General features: G+C 52.9%; 17 protein-coding genes. 9 read left to right on the top strand and 8 right to left on the bottom strand.

Annotated features, from left to right (window positions below; genetic code table 11):
- Positions 1–898 precede the first annotated feature (898 nt).
- The 3 genes from ACO0LM_RS13135 to ACO0LM_RS13125 all read left to right on the top strand — a co-directional run bounded on the left by ACO0LM_RS13135 (position 899) and on the right by ACO0LM_RS13125 (position 2,800).
- Positions 899–1,285, top strand: a complete 387-nt coding sequence (locus ACO0LM_RS13135) for a hypothetical protein (RefSeq protein ID WP_423037760.1) — start codon at positions 899–901, stop codon at positions 1,283–1,285.
- 106 nt (positions 1,286–1,391) lie between these two features.
- Positions 1,392–2,342, top strand: coding sequence for a zinc-dependent alcohol dehydrogenase family protein (locus ACO0LM_RS13130; protein ID WP_423037759.1), 951 nt, complete (start codon positions 1,392–1,394; stop codon positions 2,340–2,342).
- 74 nt (positions 2,343–2,416) lie between these two features.
- Positions 2,417–2,800, top strand: coding sequence for a nuclear transport factor 2 family protein (locus tag ACO0LM_RS13125; RefSeq protein WP_423037757.1), 384 nt, complete (start codon positions 2,417–2,419; stop codon positions 2,798–2,800).
- A gap of 460 nt (positions 2,801–3,260) precedes the next feature.
- Here ACO0LM_RS13125 and ACO0LM_RS13120 read toward each other — a convergent pair whose 3' ends face one another.
- The gene (locus tag ACO0LM_RS13120) at positions 3,261–3,854 is read right to left on the bottom strand and encodes a TetR/AcrR family transcriptional regulator (protein ID WP_423037755.1); all 594 of its coding nucleotides are present in this window, start codon (positions 3,852–3,854) and stop codon (positions 3,261–3,263) included.
- Positions 3,855–3,939: 85 nt separating this feature from the next.
- Between ACO0LM_RS13120 and ACO0LM_RS13115 the strand changes: the two genes are divergently transcribed.
- From ACO0LM_RS13115 to ACO0LM_RS13105, 3 genes are all read left to right on the top strand, one after another.
- Positions 3,940–4,983: a saccharopine dehydrogenase family protein gene (locus ACO0LM_RS13115; protein ID WP_423037753.1), complete on the top strand. Its 1,044-nt coding sequence runs from the start codon at positions 3,940–3,942 to the stop codon at positions 4,981–4,983.
- A 91-nt stretch (positions 4,984–5,074) separates the two neighbouring features.
- The gene (locus ACO0LM_RS13110) at positions 5,075–6,124 is read left to right on the top strand and encodes a hypothetical protein (protein WP_423037751.1); all 1,050 of its coding nucleotides are present in this window, start codon (positions 5,075–5,077) and stop codon (positions 6,122–6,124) included.
- A 16-nt stretch (positions 6,125–6,140) separates the two neighbouring features.
- On the top strand, positions 6,141–7,556 hold the full coding sequence (locus tag ACO0LM_RS13105; protein ID WP_423037749.1) for a family 43 glycosylhydrolase: 1,416 nt from the start codon (positions 6,141–6,143) through the stop codon (positions 7,554–7,556).
- A 2-nt stretch (positions 7,557–7,558) separates the two neighbouring features.
- Here the strand turns inward: ACO0LM_RS13105 and ACO0LM_RS13100 are convergent, their stop codons facing one another.
- Positions 7,559–8,989, bottom strand: a complete 1,431-nt coding sequence (locus ACO0LM_RS13100) for a hypothetical protein (RefSeq protein ID WP_423037747.1) — start codon at positions 8,987–8,989, stop codon at positions 7,559–7,561.
- A gap of 98 nt (positions 8,990–9,087) precedes the next feature.
- Between ACO0LM_RS13100 and ACO0LM_RS13095 the strand changes: the two genes are divergently transcribed.
- Together ACO0LM_RS13095 and ACO0LM_RS13090 are read left to right on the top strand one after the other, a co-directional pair.
- A complete protein-coding gene (locus ACO0LM_RS13095; protein ID WP_423037745.1) occupies positions 9,088–9,900 on the top strand; it encodes a nucleotidyltransferase domain-containing protein in 813 nt (270 codons plus the stop codon).
- Positions 9,901–10,011: 111 nt separating this feature from the next.
- Positions 10,012–11,016 (top strand): LLM class flavin-dependent oxidoreductase, encoded by a 1,005-nt coding sequence (locus tag ACO0LM_RS13090; protein WP_423037743.1) that lies wholly within the window; start codon positions 10,012–10,014, stop codon positions 11,014–11,016.
- A 135-nt stretch (positions 11,017–11,151) separates the two neighbouring features.
- Here ACO0LM_RS13090 and ACO0LM_RS13085 read toward each other — a convergent pair whose 3' ends face one another.
- The 5 genes from ACO0LM_RS13085 to ACO0LM_RS13065 form a co-directional block, all read right to left on the bottom strand.
- Positions 11,152–14,391 (bottom strand): efflux RND transporter permease subunit, encoded by a 3,240-nt coding sequence (locus ACO0LM_RS13085; protein WP_423037741.1) that lies wholly within the window; start codon positions 14,389–14,391, stop codon positions 11,152–11,154.
- Between the two features lie 2 nt (positions 14,392–14,393).
- Positions 14,394–15,572 carry an efflux RND transporter periplasmic adaptor subunit gene (locus tag ACO0LM_RS13080; RefSeq protein ID WP_423037739.1) on the bottom strand — a complete coding sequence of 393 codons (1,179 nt, stop codon included), beginning with the start codon at positions 15,570–15,572 and terminating at the stop codon, positions 14,394–14,396.
- A gap of 591 nt (positions 15,573–16,163) precedes the next feature.
- A complete protein-coding gene (locus ACO0LM_RS13075) occupies positions 16,164–17,120 on the bottom strand; it encodes a M23 family metallopeptidase (protein WP_423037737.1) in 957 nt (318 codons plus the stop codon).
- Between the two features lie 12 nt (positions 17,121–17,132).
- Positions 17,133–17,363: a hypothetical protein gene (locus tag ACO0LM_RS13070; RefSeq protein ID WP_423037735.1), complete on the bottom strand. Its 231-nt coding sequence runs from the start codon at positions 17,361–17,363 to the stop codon at positions 17,133–17,135.
- Between the two features lie 13 nt (positions 17,364–17,376).
- Complete coding sequence (locus tag ACO0LM_RS13065) at positions 17,377–17,877, bottom strand: low molecular weight protein-tyrosine-phosphatase (protein WP_423037733.1); 501 nt, start codon at positions 17,875–17,877, stop codon at positions 17,377–17,379.
- A 167-nt stretch (positions 17,878–18,044) separates the two neighbouring features.
- Here ACO0LM_RS13065 and ACO0LM_RS13060 point away from each other — a divergent pair, with 167 nt between their 5' ends.
- Complete coding sequence (locus tag ACO0LM_RS13060; RefSeq protein ID WP_423037731.1) at positions 18,045–18,593, top strand: GNAT family N-acetyltransferase; 549 nt, start codon at positions 18,045–18,047, stop codon at positions 18,591–18,593.
- Between the two features lie 31 nt (positions 18,594–18,624).
- On the opposite strand, the gene ACO0LM_RS13055 is transcribed toward ACO0LM_RS13060, so the two are convergent.
- A complete protein-coding gene (locus ACO0LM_RS13055; RefSeq protein WP_423037729.1) occupies positions 18,625–18,882 on the bottom strand; it encodes a hypothetical protein in 258 nt (85 codons plus the stop codon).
- Positions 18,883–18,915: the final 33 nt, after the last annotated feature.

Raw genomic sequence — 18,915 nt, 5'->3', positions numbered from 1 at the left:
TATGCCGTTATGCGGTGGACACCATATACACGGCCAGCGGGAACGAGACGGCGCTGGCGCTCACCTCCTCGACATCGCCGGTGGCCTGGCGTCACGTGCACCTGAACGGGCGCTACGCTTTCCGTGACGGCGCACAAGTCATCGATCTGGACACCATCATTCGGGATGGTTGAAGCTATAGTGAGCGCGGCAGCCAGGAGGTATGCCCATACCCAGCCCCGATCATCTGGATCGCTCCTGAATTGGCACGCAATTCCTACTGGATAGATGGAATCGCCACATTGGCGATAAAGAAATCCAGCATCTTGAAGATACCACTGAGCATCACTAGCAAAGCCATCCGATGCGTGCGTGGGGCGAGAGTGGGCGGTATTGATTTCGACGAGTTAATACTCGGCATGGAATTTGAAGTATTTTTAGCCATAGGGGAGGGATTTCGTGAGACCCATTCCATTGACTTTTATTCAGGGCAGGAAATTTGCCAGCGCTGATTGAGTCTGAGTCTGAGTCTGACTCTGAGTCTGATCGTTTGATGAGACGGAGTCGATTACCTAAAAGCTCATGAAAATGCTCGTTTCGCCAGATGCCAATTGCAGACTTCTCACAACCATTAGTTATGGGTGCGTGAACTGGACCTGATTCGCTACCGACGGTTTCTAGCGGCTGTGTCATTGGAGTTGCGCGCCGTGGTGACACACACGATCGTGGCACACAACTTGGCTGCGGCTGGGGCGCAACTGACAGTTTTTCTTAGGCAAACTTATTACCTCAGAAGTAATTGCCAAGTTATTTCAGTACCATCACAATCGAATATATCTTCATTGGAAACTGATTTCGAAAGAAACACGCGCAACTTCGTATTCAAGCGCTTTCGTTGTATGGAACAAAAAGGAACCCCATGATTTGGAGCAAGTGGATGCCAGGCCCTGCTGTGATGGCCACTGGGAAGTTATTGGTGAGCTTCACCGATTTCAAGGTGAATCGATTTCTAGATTTGCCGCAAGCAGCACTGGCTGGTTTCGACCTGCGGCGTGGCTGGGCGGATATGGACGGCGCGGTAGGAATGTGGTTGTGGTTTATGCCCACACAAAAGCGTTGCGGCTCGCTGACTGTGTGGACAGATGAAGTCTCACTCAGGCAGTTTGTTCGTTCGCCGGAGCACATGGTCATTGTCAAGGCGTATCGAAATCGTGGTTCGATGAACTCGTCCACGTGGGAAGTTGATTCAAGGACGCGAAGGCTAACTATACGGTCTGATGCCTTACAACATCTTCAACCTGCATGATTTAGACGATAAACGATAAACGATTATTTCAACCCCAAAAATTATGCGCACATACCAACTCGATCAATTTGGTACTTTTGACGGCCTAGTACGTCATGAACGGCCCATGCCACAACCCGGGGTCGGCCAGGTCCTCATGAAAGTTCACGCACGATCCTTGAACTTTCGCGATCTGCTAATCGTCAAGCAACGTTATGCCGTTCCAGTCAGAGAAGGCGTAGTTCCTCTTTCGGATGGTGCGGGTGAAGTAGTTGCGCTCGGTGAAGGTGTCACAAGTCTCGTGCTCGGTGACCGTGTAGCCGCGACCTATTTTCCCCGCTGGCAGGATGGCCGGTTAAACATGCCTATGGGCGCTGACCAGTTTGGCTGCACACGTGACGGCATGCTTGCAGAATTTGTGCTGCTGGATGCTTCGTCGGCAGTCAAGGTGCCAACGCATTTGTCGTTCAACGAGGCATCCACCTTGCCATGCGCCGGCGTCACCGCATGGAACGCATTGGTTGGTGGGCGAGCCTTAGCGCCAGGAGATGTGGTGTTAACTATCGGAACGGGAGGTGTTGCGCTATTTGCACTTCAATTTGCCAAATTGTTTGGAGCGCGTGTCGTGGCTCTCACGTCTAGTGAACAGAAAGCGGCGCTGCTGCGTGGCATGGGTGCTGATGAAGTCGTCAATCGCACAGTGCATGCCGATTGGGCAAGCGAAGTACGCAAGCTGACACAAGGGCGTGGTGTTGATCATGTGGTGGAAACCGGATCAATTGAGACACTGCCACATTCATTGGCCGCGTGCGCTGCCAACGCGGAACTCGCACTCGTCGCGGCGCTGGGCGAAGGCTCATTGAACGCGAATGCATTGCGCGGACTAGTGACCATACGCCGCGTGTTCGTAGGTAGCAAAGCAAGCTTTGAGACGATGAACCGGGCTATCTCACAACATCAATTGCGCCCTGTGATTGACAGCGTTTTCCCATTTGCAGAAGCCCGACAAGCGTACGCCCATTTCGAGGCGAAGCAACACGTCGGCAAGGTCATCATTGCAGATACCGAGCCTGCCTGATAACGCATTCTAGTGGACTGTTACAGTTCACTATTAAACCATTTAACTTTAAGATCTTTAAAAGAGAGCCGATTATGAAATCCAATTTAACAGAGCTTGCAGAGCGCTACGCCGCAGTCTGGAACGAGCATGATCCCGCGCAGAGACGCAAGCAAATTGCAGCATTGTGGACTGAGGATGCCGTTCACTACGTGCAAGAGCGCGAGGTGCGTGGTCACGCTGCGCTAGAGGCCCGAGTCATCGAAGCACATGAAAAATGGGTGGTGCAAGCAGGCTATCTCTTCAAGTTTGTTGGTACCGTCGCTGGCTTGCATGATAGTGCGAAATTCAACTGGGTCATGCTCCCCAAAGACGGCGGTGATGCGATCTCTGCGGGCCTGAATCTGCTACTGCTGAGCGATGAAGGACGTATTTTGGTGGACTACATGTACAACGAGCCGCTGCAACGCGCGTGGTAGCGTCGGCTGCGCCGGACTATGCTAAGCGCGAGTTGTACATTGACGGCACTACATGAACTAGAATGTTCGTATCGTCGTAGAGGCCAGAGAAGTATTCGATCCAATGTAGTCGGAATCAGCACCGGGAATGAAGCTTTGCCTTGTTCAATATTACATCACATGGCCGACGAGCTCCGTTTCGCGCGAGCAGCGGAACAAATTGCACATTGGAAGCTGTATGCAAAGTAGACAGTGACCTTGTCTGATGCTCATGTGGGTAATTTGCAAAGCTCTTTAGAAAGTCAAACAGCGTTGCAAGATACTGACCAGGCACCTCAATACTTAATTCTGCATATCATAAATATGCCTGCCTAATATCTCCTACCGTGAGTGGGGTTTGAGTTGGCCGACCAAAACCCCGCCACTTTGGCCTGAACGTTAACACAGAGTAGTCATTATTCATCTGCTTATCGGGCGCAGACTACACTCTGGCGGCCGCAACCAGCGTATGTGCCGTGGCGATTAAAAGACGCGTGGCCTCGCCAGCCATGAAAATTTGCGAGCTGACAAAGGCACCGTTGATAAAAAGGGCCAACTGCCCGGCCAGTTCATCCGGACGTTTTGCTTCGAGACGTTCTGCAATAGCTTTGAGTCGTCGTCTGAGGTCCAGCTTGTGGGCTAGTGCCACCTTGCGAGCTGGATGGTCCTGCTCGGGAAATTCCGCCGCAACGTTAATCTGTGGGCATCCGCGATAGTTTGGGCGCTCGACACGCTCACCTATCCAACCGAAATGGGCATCAAGCTCCGCCATCGGGTCGCCAGTATGAAGCTGCGCGACACGATCCCAGCATTGCCAGAAATCCTCGTCTTCCCTCTGTAGAAACGCTGCCACAAGATCGTCTTTGGTGCGGAAATGGCGATACAGGCTGGTCTTTGCCACTTGAGCCTTTTCAGCCACGAGGTCTACACCCACAGCCCGTACGCCCTGACTATAAAAGAGCGTCGAAGCCGTTTCAAGGATGCGATCCCTTACCTCTGTGGTGCCAGATGTGATAGCGGTCTTTGAAGTATTCATGGTCACAATTCTAGCATAAATACTTGACACGCTACATACCGGTCTGTATCGTTGTAAAATCAATCAATTTTTTTGCGAGAAAAACATGCCTACATTACAAGATCAGAGGGTCGCCGTATTTGGCGCTACCGGCCATACAGGACGGTTTGTCGTCGATGAACTGCTGCGGCGTGGCATGACGCCAGTAGCTGTGGCGCGTGACAGCGTCAAGCTTGCTGCATCGGGGTTCCCGGAACGCGGCATTGCCACCAGATGTGCCTCCATCGACGATCCGGCATCGCTTGACGATGCTTTACGGGGTGTCGCGGCAGTGATCAATTGCGCCGGCCCCTTTTTGGAGACTGCCGACCGGCTCGCAGTTGCTGCCATTCGCAATAGTGTCCATTATCTGGACGTTAGTGCCGAGCAGCCAAGCGCACACGAGACGTTGAAAAAATTTGCAGGTCCGGCACAAGAGGCGGGAGTATTTATCCTTCCTGCCATGGGGTTTTACGGCGGGCTTGCTGACTTGCTGGCGACAGCCGTAATCGGCGACTGGAATAGTGTTGACGAAAATCTTATTGACGAAATTCGTGTTGGCATCGCCCTAAACAGCTGGCATCCGACCCCGGGAACACGCATCACCGGTGCGCGCAACACCGCACAGCGTTTAGTCGTTAACGACGGTCATCTGGTACCGCTGGCGCAGCCAGCACCGGAAGTTTCCTGGGATTTCCCCGAACCATTCGGGCGTCAGGATGCGATTGCGGTTCCGTTTTCCGAAGTCATCCTGATGAAGCAACATCTCAACATCCTGCAACTGCACACTTACCTGAATCTTTCGTCGCTGCGTGACATTCGCGACCCGGCGACGCCACCACCCGCCGCCAGCGATGAGAGCGGACGGTCGTCACAAATTTTTCTCATCGAGGTAATCGCACGCAAGGATGGGCATACACGTAGACTTGTGGCACAGGGAAGGGACATCTACGCTTTCACGGCACCGCTGGTTTGTGAAGCAGTTGCGCGGATACTTCGTGGTGATGTACTAAAGAGCTGTGGCGCGCACGCACCAGGGGCAATCTTCGATGCGAAAAATTTCCTTCACGCCTTAGCCCCGGATCTCACATGCTCTTTTGAGGCTGTATGATGTAATCGTCTGGAAGGTCGTACGTCCTGCCAGGCACTCAAATAGCTATTCGTTAAAACATGGTGACGGTGGCGTCCAATAAGGAAATGTCATGGGTGGAAATGCGCTACAGGCTGAATCAGTTCGATTGCCAGCATCAAGATATCGTGAAGTGGAACAGCATGCGGTGACCACATTGCAGCGGTGTTTTCCGCAACGCCGTATTGAGGCTGTCATCGCGTATGCCGATAAGGCAGATTTTGGTGATCTGGATATCCTGGTCGAAGCTGGCCAGGATTATGACGCTGCGCAACTGGCGCAGGCATTGCAGGCGACCGAAGTGGTCTTTAACGGCGATGTCACCAGCATGGGCCTGGCGATAGCCGAAGGGGTGTTCCAGGTCGATCTGATACGGACAGCGTCGGCATCATTTGATTTTGCCTCGCGCTATTTTGGCCTGAACGACTTTGGCAACCTGGTGGGCCGCATCGCCCATAAATTTGGTGCCAAATTTGGTCATCTTGGTTTGCTTTACCCGATACGCGATCCTGACAACAGCAGCCACCTGATTGCCGAAGTGTGCATTACGACGGATTTTGGCGAAGCCCTGAGCTTGCTGGGCTATGATGCTCAGCTTTACGAAACCATGCGTGCCGGTAGTCAGTTCAGAACCCTGAATGACATCTTCCGTTATGTCGTGGCATCGCCCTATGTCAACCGGGAAATCTACCTGCTCGATAACAGGAACCATAAAGCCCGCATACGGGACGCCAAAAGAGCGACCTACAATGCTTTTCTGACCTGGCTGGATACCCAGGACGAAGTGGAATTGCCAGCTTACCCCTGGGCCGAGGCCGGCACGGTAGAACGTAACAATCAGAAAAATGAGTTTCTCGATACAACGTTTGCGCAGTTCCCCGATTTCAGGCTAGCCTATCATACTGCACTGGCAGACTATGCGCGCAAAAAGCAGGTCAAGCGCCAATTCAACGGTGGCCTTGCTGCTGAGATTACCGGCTTGTTTGGTAAGGAACTGGGGGAACTGATGGCACGTGTGCGCAATTCATTTGCTGATGAAACCAGTTTTGAAAACTTTTTTATAGAAGCCAGCCCTGAAACCATCAAGGCGAAGTTTTTGCAGGAAGCGGCTGCGCAACCCTGATTTTACGTCCGGAAAAATGAAACGCACACTGATCCACGATTGGCCATTGTTCATCATCCTGATGGTCATTTCTCATCTTTCAGTGGCGCAGACACCAACCAGTTACAACGCAATTCATTCGGGTATCCCCTGGTTTGATAACCGGGGGCTAGTCGTCAGTGCCCATGGTGCCAACATCATCAAGGACAAAGATACCTATTACCTGTTTGGCGAAGTCCATACGGATGCAGGTAATGCGTTTGCCGGTTTCAATTGTTATTCATCGAAAGATTTATACAACTGGACATTCGAGAGCATTGCCCTGCCAGTTCAAGCCGCCGGCGATCTAGGCCCGGATACGGTGGGGGAACGCCCCAAAGTCATGAAATCGCCCAGCACGGGTGAGTACGTCATGTTTATGCATGTGGATGCGCTTGACTACAAGAATCAGTTTGTCGGCTATGCCACGTCAAAGAACATTACCGGCCCGTATACCTATCGCGGGCCCTTGCTGAACCAGGGCAAGCCTATCAAAAAATGGGATATGGGCAGCTTCCAGGATAAGGATGGCGCGGGATACGTGCTGCTGCACGGCGGTGATATTTACAAACTGACGGACGACTATACCAGTGTCAGTGAGCAGGTCAATCAAGCCATGACGCCAGGTTTTGAATCCCCTGCCCTGTTCAGAAAAGACGATATATACTATTTTCTTGGTTCGGACCTGACCGGCTGGGAACGCAATGACAATTATTATTTTACTGCCACGTCGTTAAAGGGGCCGTGGACGCGCAGGGGCTTCATTGCACCAGAAGGTACACTGACCTGGAACTCGCAAGTCACTTTTGTGTTGCCGATTGAAGGATCACAAGGCACTACATATATGTTCATGGGCGATCGCTGGTCATTTCCAAGACAGGCATCTGCTGCTACTTATGTCTGGCAGGCGCTGACCGTTGATGGTACATCCATCTCGATTCCCCACTACCAGCAAGCATGGCAAATTGATAGTACGAGCGGCACTACCACACCTGTCGTAGCTGGAAAACACTTCATCAACAATACCGATAAAAGCATTGTTTACACGGGCGCATGGCAGCATGAAACGACACCCTTTGCACAAAGCATTTCAGATGAGAAGGATGCTGCTTTTTCTGTGAAATTTAGCGGCAGGCAAATCAGCGTGTACAGCCTTGCGGCACCTGACGGTGGTTATGCCCGCGTGAGCTTGCGCAATAGCAAAGGTGAAACTGTATTGTCATCCATCGTTGACATGTACAGTAAATACCCGGTGTCTACGCTGAAGTTCATGAGCCCGCTTGTTCCCAAAGACAGTTATACATTGACCGTCTCTGTTTTACGCGAACACTGGAGCTGGACCAGCAAGAAAAAAATCGTATCCGGCAGTAGCGGATACGCCGTCTCGCTTGAAAAGATGGTCGTCAGTGATTAAAACTAGGGCGTTATCACGCCATCCATCCTCACCACTTCAAAATTACTGCCTTTGACGCTACCCAGCTCTGACACCAGTTTGTCATTGTTCCAGCGGGCATCTGGTGCGCCGCTGATGTACCAGTTGGAACCATTGTCCGCCACCAGCATGCCGTAGGTTTTCATGGCTTGCAAAATAGCCTTGCTCTCATTCGAGAAATTGGCCGGTATCTGGTAACTGGCTTTCAGGCGCACGCGCATGCCCATGGGCGGCAGGGTATTGCTGGTATTCGATGATGCCCAGTGGGTTGCCGGTGCTACATAGGCACGACGGCTGCGGCTGACGGTAAAGCGCAAGGCATGGCGTATCGCACCGTTGGTGGCTTCTTCATAGCGTACCAGACCAGGGAAGATGGGCAGGCCGGCAGCGTCGGCGCTGGTCCAGCCTGGCTTACCACCGGGTCTTACTGTGTTGGATGTCAGGTCAAAGATGGCACCACCACTGACTTTCCAGCTGCCACCTGTTTGCGGATAGGCATTGCCGACTTCATACAGACGATTGGCGTCGCGGTCTATGACCAGCACATGGCGGTCACCGCCAAAGGTGATGCCGCTGGCCTGTTGTCCTTCTATAGGTGCATTGGCCGGTATGGGGTAGGGGCCAGGGTCGCTTTCATCACCATAGTCGGTAAATTGCACGGCAACCTTGGGCTGGCTGCCAGCAACCACGACATATGGTATGCCTATGGGCGCACCATCATACAAACCTGCACCAAAATCAGGGTGCAGGCCGGTGCCCAGACCTATGCTGCTGATCAGCGCATCCGATAAGGGGTCGACAGCTGCGCCAGAAATATCCGTGTTCCAGGCATTATTTGCCGGGAAAGGTACTGTCCCGTTCAGGTTAGCCCCTGCCCCCAGGTCAGCCTTGCGCAAGTCGCCATAAATAGCATTGCCAGCGGTGTTGCCGCCCGTGCCGGCAGGGTTGACTGTAACCGTGACCGAGGCGGATGTATTGCATGCGGTGCTACAGCCAGCATTGCTGGCAAGCAGGATATAGGTCGTGGTGGCGGCTGGGCTGACAGTAAGGCTGCTGCCCGTCACGGCAGCAGCATTGACAGTGACACTGGTGGCCCCGCTGATATTCCAGCTCAGCTGTGTGCTTTGACCCGCACTGATGCTGGCTGAAGTGGCGACAAAACTGTTAATCACTGGTGCGGTGGCAGTGCTGGTGCCCGTGGTACCCGTACTACCGGTGCTGCCTGTATTGCTGCCGGTGTTGCCTGTGCTGCTGGTAACGCCGGCACCGCCACCGCCGCAGGCAGCCAGCGCAAGCATGAGGGTGATGACGGATAGTCGTTGAACAGGACGTCGCATGATGGTTTTACTTCCGGCGTTAGGCAGGTGGGCTTCCAGCCTAGTGCCGATCTGGCATGCAGACAATGTGAATTGCATTTTCTTACAAATTATCTGCAAGGGAAGGTATGATTTTCAACAAAACAATAGTCATGCAACCACACATGGCTGCAACAAAACAATAGAGGATACTTAACATGCATGACGATCACCTGGCATTTGAAGAACAAGAACATCCAATAGACCCAGTAATACGCACAGAAATCAATGCCACCCTGCAGCGCATAGAGCAGACGCATGATGTCAGGGTCTTGTTTGCCTGTGAATCAGGCAGTCGTGGCTGGGGCTTTGCCTCGCCTGACAGCGATTATGACGTGCGCTTTATTTATGTGAACCGGCCTGACTGGTATCTGACAGTGGTCCCGGGTCGGGATGTCATCGAATTGCCCGTCAATGAAATTTATGATGTCAGCGGCTGGGATGTACGCAAGGCACTGGGCCTGCTGCGCATGGGCAATGCAACGCTGATCGAGTGGTTGTCTTCACCGGTGGTGTACGCGGCTGATCCCGTTTTTCTGCAGGCAATACAATCAGCAACCAAAGAAGTACACAGGCCAGAACGCTCTTACTACCATTACCTGCACATGGCGGCAAAAAACTACCGTGAGCATTTGAGTGGCGATATCGTCAAGCTGAAAAAATATCTGTATGTACTGCGCCCCCTGCTGGCCAGTTTATGGATAGAAAAAAACCTGGGTACAGTACCGATGCGTTTTCAGGATCTGGTCGATGCACTGGTCAGTGATGATATTTTGAAGGCAGCCATCGCTGAATTACTGGTCATCAAGCGACGCGCCAAAGAATCAGAGCTGGCACCGACCATGCCTGTCATCAACCACTTTATTGAAACCGAATTGGGCAGGCTGGAAAACGTCAAACAGCATGCCACGGAAGATATGGATTTTTCTGTCCTGGACCGCCTGCTGCGCGATACCGTGATGGCATCGTGATGGGATCATTACTGAAGAAATAATTGCCTTTTTACAGCATTTTTGAGCCTGCCAACAAGAATTAACAATTTCACCCATAATGATTTTCTTGTCATTTGAAATTGCAGGCTCATGTATCCCTTATCCATACTCGATCTGTCACCGATAGCAGAAGGCAGCGATGCTGCGCAATCCTTCCGTAATTCCCTCAGCCTGGCCCAGCATGGCGAAAACTGGGGTTATAAGCGTTACTGGCTGGCAGAACATCATGGCATGCCCGGCATTGCCAGTGCCGCCACGTCTGTGCTGATAGGCTATATCGCTGCCGGCACCAACAGCATACGCGTGGGTGCCGGTGGCGTCATGCTGCCCAATCATTCACCACTGGTAATTGCCGAGCAGTTTGGTACGCTGGAATCACTCTTCCCTGGCCGCATAGACCTGGGGCTGGGGCGTGCACCGGGGTCGGATCAACGTACGGCGCGGGCCTTGCGCCGCAATCTGTCCAGTGATGCGGATGAATTTCCACAAGACGTGGAAGAGCTGATTGCGTATTTTGAAGGTGATGCGCGCTATGTACGGGCGGTGCCTGGTGCCGGTTTGTCCATCCCTGTGTGGATATTGGGTTCCAGTCTGTTTGGTGCCCAGCTTGCTGCGGCCATGGGCTTGCCCTACGCCTTTGCCTCTCATTTTGCACCTCAGCAGATGATGCAGGCAATCGATATCTATCGCGCCACCTTCCGCCCTTCTGCACAATTGGCCAAACCCTACGTGATGCTGGGTTTTAATGTGTTTGCTGCTGATACGGATGATGAAGCACATTACCTGGCCAGTTCTGCCCAGCAAGCCTTCATCAATTTGCGCAGTGGCCGTCCGGCCAAACTGCCGCTGCCGGTACGTGATTTCCTGCAACAGGTGGGGGCGCAAGAGCATGCGCTGCTGGATCAGATTTTGTCTTGCTCGGCCATAGGTGCTGCAGACAGCGTGGCTGAAAAAATGCAGACCTTCATCAACAACACAGGCGCGGATGAATTGATGTTGACATCACAAATCCACAACCACGCTGCGCGCCTGCATTCATATGAAATTGCAGCACAAATTGCCAGCCAGTTGCAGGCTGCAACTTCAACTCCGTAAAAAAAATGAAAAAAAAGCCTGTGCACACCTCGTTGCACAGGCTTTGAAATTGCTGACCAGATAACAACGGTCTATCAGCAAGAGGGAAGTGTTACTACTTCAATTCATTCCATTGTTTTTGTTTATTGTTCTAGCTCATGCATTTTCTGGCTTGATCGTCAGTGGGCTTGCTGCTTTAGTATTTCGACCGGTGAGCATGCCAATAAGTTTCATCAAAGTGCGATATATCAAGCGTATGAACAGCAAAGTAAATATCGCTTCCAGCATGGTCATGCAAAAGCCCAGCAGCGGGTTGCGTTCTGCCATGCGCCTGCGCATTTTTGCCATCATGCGGTCGCGTGCAATTTCTATACTGTCATAGAAGGTAGGCACAACCAGCAGTGTCAGGATGGTGGAAGTGATGGTACCGCCGATAATCGCGATTGCCAGCGGACGATAAAACTCGCCACCTTCACCCAGGCCCAGCGCAACAGGCATCATGCCGGCAATCAATGCAAAAGTTGTCATCAGGATAGGACGCAGACGCACGCGACCTGCATGCATGAGTGCATCTTCACGGTCATAACCTTCTGATTCGCGCTTGCGAGCTGCATCCAGCAACAAAATCGCATTCTTTGCCACCAGACCCATGAGCATGATGATGCCGATAAAACTCATCAGGTTCAGGGTACTGCCGGTGATCAGCAAGGCCAGTACCACACCAATCAAAGACAAGGGCAGCGACAACATCACGCCCAACGGGGCCGTGAAAGAGCCGAACTGTATCACCAGTATCAGGTACATCAAACCGATACCGGACAACAAGGCAATCAGCATGGCACCGAACACTTCTTGCTGATCCTGGCCAGAACCACCCAGTGACAGGCCATAGCCTGGCGGGTAATCAAAGGACTGTGCCAGTTTCATGGCGTCAGCAATGACTTCACCGTTGGAACGTCCTTGCGCATTGGCAGACACGGTAATGGTACGTTTGCCATTCGCATGCTCAATCCCGGATGGCCCTTTGCCCATGGTGACAGTGGCGATCTGATCAAGCGGTACCATCTGGCTGGTGCCAGACACAGCGATGGGCAGGCGTTCTATGTTTTCCTTGCTGACACGGTCATCCGGATGCAGGCGCACTGCCACGTCGCGGGTTTCACCGGTAGGGTCAACCCAGTCACCGACTTCGATACCGGCAAAGGCGACACGCAAGGCCTGCGCGGCATCGTTCGAGGAAATGCCCATGGAATTGGCAAGGCCGCGATTCAGTTCTATCTTCAATTCCTTTTTAGGATCTTGTTCAGACAGGCCAACATCGACTGCACCTGGAACCTGGCGCAATTTGTCCATGTAAGCGCTGGTAATTTCCAGTAACTTGCGTGAATCCGGGCCGGTAAATTCTATCTGCACCGGTTTTTGTGCGCCGTTGTTCAAATCGTCCAGCACTACATATTCGGCACCGACCAGGGCTCTTACTTTTTCGCGCAATTCAACTGCGATTTCCTTGGCGCTGCGTTTGCGCTGGGTACGCTTGCCTATATCCACATAAATGCGACCACCGGCTGCCGTAATATTGCTATTGGTGTCCTTGGTTTCTGGAATACCACGCGCAATTTCTGCGGCTCTTTCCATTTTCAGGCGTGCATATTCTATGGATGATGAAGCCGGTGTCCGCACGGTGATCATCAGGTTACCGGAATCTGCGGTTGGTAAAAAGCTGGTACCGCCCCACTTCATCTGTACACCCAGCGCAGCCACCAGGCTGGCCAAGGCAATCGCACTCATCCAGCGCCTGTGATGCAGGGCCCAGGCAATCAATTTGCTGTAACGGTCAGACTGATGATCAAACCAGTCATTGAAACGTGCCAATACCTTGCTGATACCTGTTTTTGGTGCAGTATGGTGGTCTGGCGGATCACCCCAGTATGCCGACAACATAGGGTCAAGCGTGAAGGAAATGCCCAGGCTGACCAGCACCGAACAGGCCACCGTCAGCGCAAACGGGCGGAACCATTCACCCGGCATGCCAGGCATGAAAGCCACAGGGATAAACACCGCAATGATGGAAAACGTGGTTGCTGCCACGGCCATGCCAATTTCAGCCGTACCTTCCAGCGCCGCAGTGCGACGGTCAGAACCGTTTTGCATATGGCGCACAATATTTTCCCGCACCACAATCGCATCATCGATCAGTACGCCAATCGCCAGCGACAAACCCAGCAAGGTCATGAAGTTCAGGGTAAAACCACACAGCCATACCGCAATGAAGGCGGCGATGACAGAAGTCGGCAAGCTCAGGGCAGTGATCAGGGTCGAGCGCCATGAATTCAGGAAGGCATACACCACGAAGATGGTCAGACCTGCACCCAGTATCAGTGATTCGATCACGTTGTTCAGGCTGCGCTGGGCATCTTCACCGCCGTCACGAGTGATTTCAAGCTTGGTGCCTGGCAGGTTCTTTTCCAGGTCCTTGTTGATTTCCTTGACCTTGTCGCGTACCGCCTGCGCCACGCTGACGGTACTGGCATCACGGGCACGGGTCACATAGATACCCACATTCGGCTTGCCGCTGCGTATGCTGAGTCCGTTCACGTCGGCAAAGCTGTCATTGATGGTAGCCACCTGCGCCAGGCGGACGATCTGCTCGCCGTTTCGTTTGACAACGATGTTCTGGAATTCTTCAGGCGATTCGATACGGCCTACCAGGCGTATGCTTTCTTCATCCAGGTTGCCGCGTATCTTGCCGACCGGTGCATTGGTGTTCTGATTGCGCAGGGCGCTCACGACATCACCCACCGAGACATTAAATTCACGCAATTTTTCTGCGCGCAGCAATACTGACAGTTCACGCTTCAAAGAACCGGTGACTTCCACCGTGGCCACACCATTGATACTACGCAGCTTGTCGGCCAGGCTATCTTCGGCCAGACGTGAAATCTCGGCATGACTTTGCTTGTTGGATGACAGTGCCATATTCAGGATAGGCTGCGCACCCGGGTCCCAGCGCTGTATGACAGGTTCACGCATTTCTGTCGGCAATTTATAGCGCAAGGTGGAAATTACATTACGGACTTCATCCGAAGCCTCGATCATGTTTTTCTTGAAGGTGAAACGGATATCGAAACGGCCGCTGTTTTCTGCCGCCGTGGCCCAGACTTCCTGCACGCCAGATACCGCCAGCAGGGATTTTTCGACACGGTTGATAATTTCACGTTCCACCGTATCCGGTGATGCGCCGGGGTATGGCATGAAGACCGACAGGCCCGGCACTTCAACATCCGGATTCTGGTTCACCCTCAGTTTGCTGAGGGCCAGCAAACCCAAAGCCATCAGGGCGATGATCAGTACGATCGTCGCAGTCGGTTTTTTGATACTGAAATCGGATAAGAACATGATTATTTCCCTTGCGCTGGAGTGGCGTCAGCCACGGCCACTTTGGCCGCTGCCATTTCTATGTTCTGACCATCCTTGAAGCTGGAACTGGGGCTGCGCATGACCACGTCACCCGCCGCCAGCCCGCTGCGAATTTCATAATTGCCGGTGCGCTGGTCACGTTTGCCGATCTGCAAATCCACTCGGCTCAGGGTCTTGCCCGCCACTTTCCAGGCATAGGCCTTGTCGCCGGCCTTGACGACTGCCGCTTCCGGCAACATCAGGGCGCTGACGGTGGCGGCTTCAATATTGCCTTCGGCATACAGTCCGGATACCCGTGGCTGGTTGCTGTCGGCAAACGCCACCAGCACTTCCACCTGGCGTGTCACATCGTTGGCGGCCGGGTCTACCCGGGTCACCTTGCCACGGAATTCTTGCCCGGCATAACCATTGATACGGAAGCCTACCGGCTGGCCGACTTTGACCAGGGCAATCTTGTCGGTGGATACGCGACCGGCAAAACGCATACTGGTCGGGTCGATAACCTTAACCAGTTCCTTGCCTATCGAGGCGGTATCACCAGCCGAGACCTTGCGCTCGCTGACGACGCCGTCAAACGGGGCACGTACGACCGTACGCTGCAATTGCTGGCGTGCCACCACCGCACGGGCACGGGAAGCCGACAGTTCGCTCTGGGCACTGTTGCGACGCACTTCGGCATCATCCAGCGCCTGCAAGGATGTCATGCCGGATGCACGCAAGGTTTTCAGCCTTTGCAGGGCACGGTCGGACTGGTCCAGGGCCATGGCGGCACTACGGGCATTGTCTTCGGCTGAATTGAGGTTGTCGCGGATCGAGGTTTCATCCAGTTTCACCAGGATATCGCCACGTTTGACGACATCACCATTTTCTTTCAACACTTGCAGCACCACAGCACCGACCTCGGCACGCAGGTCTGCCTTGCGTTCCGGCTGTATCGAGCCGGTAACGACAGGGCCAGATGCCAGGGCATTGCTTTGCACAGTCATGATGTCTTCCGGCGCAATCACCAGCTTGACCGGTGGTTTTTTGTCTGCGGCCCCACTCTTGTCTGCCGTGGCACTGGCGCTGGCACTGGAACTTGCACTGGCCGTGGCTTTGTCTTTGCTGCAGGCTGCCAGGGCGGATGCAATGGCAAGAACGAGGAGTGTTTTACGTAACATGATGAATCCCTGTCGCTATTTGTTATTGGGAAAATTGGATGAGAGAGTATTCACCGAGGGCTTGTCCAGTTCAATACCCCAGGTTTTGAATTGCTCTTTTTTATGGATGAAATGCAGTTTTTGCGGGTTGAAATGCATTTGGCCATACTGGATTTGTGTCGGGTCAGACCCAAATACGCCTGATAAGTTCCAATCCGGGTATGCCAGGTTGCTGCTTTTTTTCGTCAGGTTCAGATGATAAACGGTGAAAATAGGGATGGGTCCAGCTATTCTTCCAGCTAGCCCAGGGGCACGCGGTGGAATGCCACGCTCCTGTCAGGATGCAGTTTCATCCAGCGCATGTAGTTCAAATGCATCAATTGCATGCACGTGATAGTCAGTAACAAAAAACGATCAAGCGTGCGCTTAATTTCTAAACAGGTACTAGTGGACTGTAACAATTGAAAACAGAGTGCCTTCCGCTTGCGCGACGACCATGGCTGCGTTGCAAATGCTCGCGATAGTTCACTATCGCTCTGCATAAGTGTTAACCTTGCCTTGCCCTGATCGCCGGGCAAGCGTCTTTCACTTTTGTTTCAAAGTTACAGTCCACTAGGACGACAGGCAGCGTATCACTGCATCATCAATCGCCTTGCCTGTTGGCAGGCATTCGCGCAGGGTCTTTTTGGTTTTTGTCTTGCTGACTGTCAGGTTCTGCGCATCGGGAATAAGCCAGGTCTGGTAGAGCGGGGTAAAGACACCGTCATGCGCATTGCGAAAGCGAAATGGCAGGGAAATGATGGTGCCGTTCTGGTTCACCTGCACATGAAAATGCAGGTGCGGCGTGGTCGAAAAGCCGCTATTGCCGGACAGGCCCAGCACATTCCCGACCTCAACCCGCTGGCCAGGCTGCACCTGCGTGGAGTTTTGCATCAGGTGGACATAGTCAGCCCAGCTGCCATCATCATGCAGGACGCGCACATAGTTGGCCTTGTCAAAGAATTCGGCTTCCGCTTTGCCATTGTCAGCAAACTGACGCACCACTTCCACCACAATGCCGGCCCGTGCCGCGATGACTGTGGTACCTACAGGCATATTGATATCCACCGCATAGCGTGTAGCCACCGTGGTATGCGTGAACAAGGGCCCATCGGCCGATTGCAAAATCTGAAAAGCCTGGCCTGCAAGAAAGGGGATGCGGTAGCTGACACCCGCATCATGCCGCGCCCAGGCGTCACCCTGAACGAACTGGCTATTGTAATAAAACGTGTAACCAAACTGCTTGTTGGCAGCGGATACTTCTACCAGTTCCAAGCTTTGTCCACCCGCCAGTTGCACCTGTATGGGCCAGTTACGACTCGACGCCAGGTTACTGGAACTGCTGAGTTGCAGCGTCACCATCACCGGCATGCGGCTGTTGTTGGTGGCAATCACGGTATCTGAACCGGCTTTTTTGACTGTTTCTATCTTCACCAGTTCATTGCCGGCATAGGCGAATGAAAACTGGCACCAGGACAGGAGGCAAAAAGAGATCGCGATAAAAAAATCCCGGCCCACTGATATAGACATTTAGCGCAAACCTTAACGCGCCGCACGCCAGATCGTGCGACCGCCTACCACCATGCTTTCAAGTTCACCGGCATGGCGCATACTCTCAAGTATCGGTAATACCACCGACATGGGCAATACTTCACCCGGCCAGTTTATCCAGAAATTGGCAATACCTTCGGCTGTATCGGCACTGTTTGGGCGCTGCCGCACATAGTCGCGTACGGCATTCGTGACAAATTCAAGGTCTTGTGCCTGCATCATCCTTCTCCTCTCTTTAGGTTTTGCTGGGTATTTTGCTGAGTTTCTGCTGCATGGCGCGGATCAGGCCGGCACTGGCATCTTCCAGGTAATCCAGCACCAGATCAAAGCCATCCGGGCCGCCATAGTAGGGGTCGGGCACAATATCGCTGTCACTTTGGCTGGCATAGTCCATCATGAGCTTCAACTTGTGCTGATGTACCGCCGGGCAGGCCGCTTTCATTCTCGCCAGATTGTCTTTGTCCATGGCCAGCAACAAATCAAATTTTGCAAAATCATCGGTGCTGAGCTTGCGTGCTCTTTGCCGGGACAAATCGAAACCCCGGCGGGCAGCAAATTCTTGCGAACGTGGGTCTGGTGGCTCGCCGATGTGATAAGCATGGGTCCCGGCAGAATCGACATGCACATCCAGCCGCGCGGCTGCAGCATGGGCGCGGAATACTCCTTCGGCACTGGGCGAACGGCAAATATTGCCCATGCAGACAAACAGAACTGCCCTGGTGGTGGAGTTTTTCATCGCTAAATCAGAAAATATCAGGAAATTCTTGAGAGAAATCTAAAAACTTGTTTGTTCCGTGACATGCTAACACGTGGTTTTGACAGCAGCAAAGCCAGATTCTTACGCGAGAAAAACACATGCTATTATTCCAGCCCTTAGCCAGCGCTCATTTCATATAGCCACGTATGACAAAAAACATTTCAACCGATACAACAGTCATCAGTTTTCGCCCCGCTGTCGATGCTGACGCCGAAGTGATCGCTGACCTGGTCAATAGCGCCTACCGTGGCGACAGCAGCCGCCAGGGCTGGACTACGGAAGCCGATTTATTACAGGGTTCACGCATACTTGCGCCCGAAGTACGCAAGTTGATCGCCACGCCCGGTTCAGTCATCCTGCTATGCGTGCAAGATGAAGATATCATAGGCTGCGTCAATCTGGAAAAAACGGAAGGCGCTGCTTACCTGGGCATGTTTGTAGTGCGCCCTGTGCTGCAAGGAAACGGTATCGGCAAGCATTTCATGCAGATGGCTGAACAGCATGCACAAGAATTATGGGGCATAGACAAAATCTGGATGACTGTCATCAACGTCAGGAAAGAACTGATTGCTTACTACGAACGCCGTGGCTATGTACGCACAGGTCGCCTCAAGCCCTTCCCTTCAGACAACGGCAAGGAACAGATGCTGGTAGAAAACCTGCAGTTTGAAGAAATGGAAAAAACCCTGTCCTGACTCCAGGGGCTTGCACATCGCTGATCAGGGGTCAGGGTTTGTCGTGATAAAAATAGATTGCCCCGCACAAGGCAACACCGATCAGGTAAAGCGCCCAGGTTTCATTGCCTACCAGATAAGGATAAAACATCAGGCATATGGCCAGCCATTTAATGCGGGTGCTGGATTTTCTCCTGCCATAGGCATAGGCCGCCATGCCCAGTATGCCAAAAATGATGGCACCGTAGAGAAACGCAGGGCTGGGCAACAAGCTTAACAATAAGGCGGTGAGTTCCTGTTCATCCAGCATGAGTAACCTTTAAAATGGCGTGCATGTTGCAGT

It is taken from the genome of Undibacterium sp. Di26W, from assembly GCF_049340265.1.
Classification (GTDB): domain Bacteria; phylum Pseudomonadota; class Gammaproteobacteria; order Burkholderiales; family Burkholderiaceae_D; genus Undibacterium.
Note: the sequence above shows the minus strand (reverse complement) of the source record. Positions and strands in the feature narration are given on the sequence as shown.

Coding starts and splice junctions, on each gene's coding strand:
- ACO0LM_RS13135 (WP_423037760.1), top strand. CDS start 899: ATGATTTGGAGCAAGTGGATGCCAGGCCCTGCTGTGATGGCCACTGGG.
- ACO0LM_RS13130 (WP_423037759.1), top strand. CDS start 1,392: ATGCCACAACCCGGGGTCGGCCAGGTCCTCATGAAAGTTCACGCACGA.
- ACO0LM_RS13125 (WP_423037757.1), top strand. CDS start 2,417: ATGAAATCCAATTTAACAGAGCTTGCAGAGCGCTACGCCGCAGTCTGG.
- ACO0LM_RS13120 (WP_423037755.1), bottom strand. CDS start 3,854: ATGAATACTTCAAAGACCGCTATCACATCTGGCACCACAGAGGTAAGG.
- ACO0LM_RS13115 (WP_423037753.1), top strand. CDS start 3,940: ATGCCTACATTACAAGATCAGAGGGTCGCCGTATTTGGCGCTACCGGC.
- ACO0LM_RS13110 (WP_423037751.1), top strand. CDS start 5,075: ATGGGTGGAAATGCGCTACAGGCTGAATCAGTTCGATTGCCAGCATCA.
- ACO0LM_RS13105 (WP_423037749.1), top strand. CDS start 6,141: ATGAAACGCACACTGATCCACGATTGGCCATTGTTCATCATCCTGATG.
- ACO0LM_RS13100 (WP_423037747.1), bottom strand. CDS start 8,989: ATGCAATTCACATTGTCTGCATGCCAGATCGGCACTAGGCTGGAAGCC.
- ACO0LM_RS13095 (WP_423037745.1), top strand. CDS start 9,088: ATGCATGACGATCACCTGGCATTTGAAGAACAAGAACATCCAATAGAC.
- ACO0LM_RS13090 (WP_423037743.1), top strand. CDS start 10,012: ATGTATCCCTTATCCATACTCGATCTGTCACCGATAGCAGAAGGCAGC.
- ACO0LM_RS13085 (WP_423037741.1), bottom strand. CDS start 14,391: ATGTTCTTATCCGATTTCAGTATCAAAAAACCGACTGCGACGATCGTA.
- ACO0LM_RS13080 (WP_423037739.1), bottom strand. CDS start 15,572: ATGTTACGTAAAACACTCCTCGTTCTTGCCATTGCATCCGCCCTGGCA.
- ACO0LM_RS13075 (WP_423037737.1), bottom strand. CDS start 17,120: ATGTCTATATCAGTGGGCCGGGATTTTTTTATCGCGATCTCTTTTTGC.
- ACO0LM_RS13070 (WP_423037735.1), bottom strand. CDS start 17,363: ATGATGCAGGCACAAGACCTTGAATTTGTCACGAATGCCGTACGCGAC.
- ACO0LM_RS13065 (WP_423037733.1), bottom strand. CDS start 17,877: ATGAAAAACTCCACCACCAGGGCAGTTCTGTTTGTCTGCATGGGCAAT.
- ACO0LM_RS13060 (WP_423037731.1), top strand. CDS start 18,045: ATGACAAAAAACATTTCAACCGATACAACAGTCATCAGTTTTCGCCCC.
- ACO0LM_RS13055 (WP_423037729.1), bottom strand. CDS start 18,882: ATGCTGGATGAACAGGAACTCACCGCCTTATTGTTAAGCTTGTTGCCC.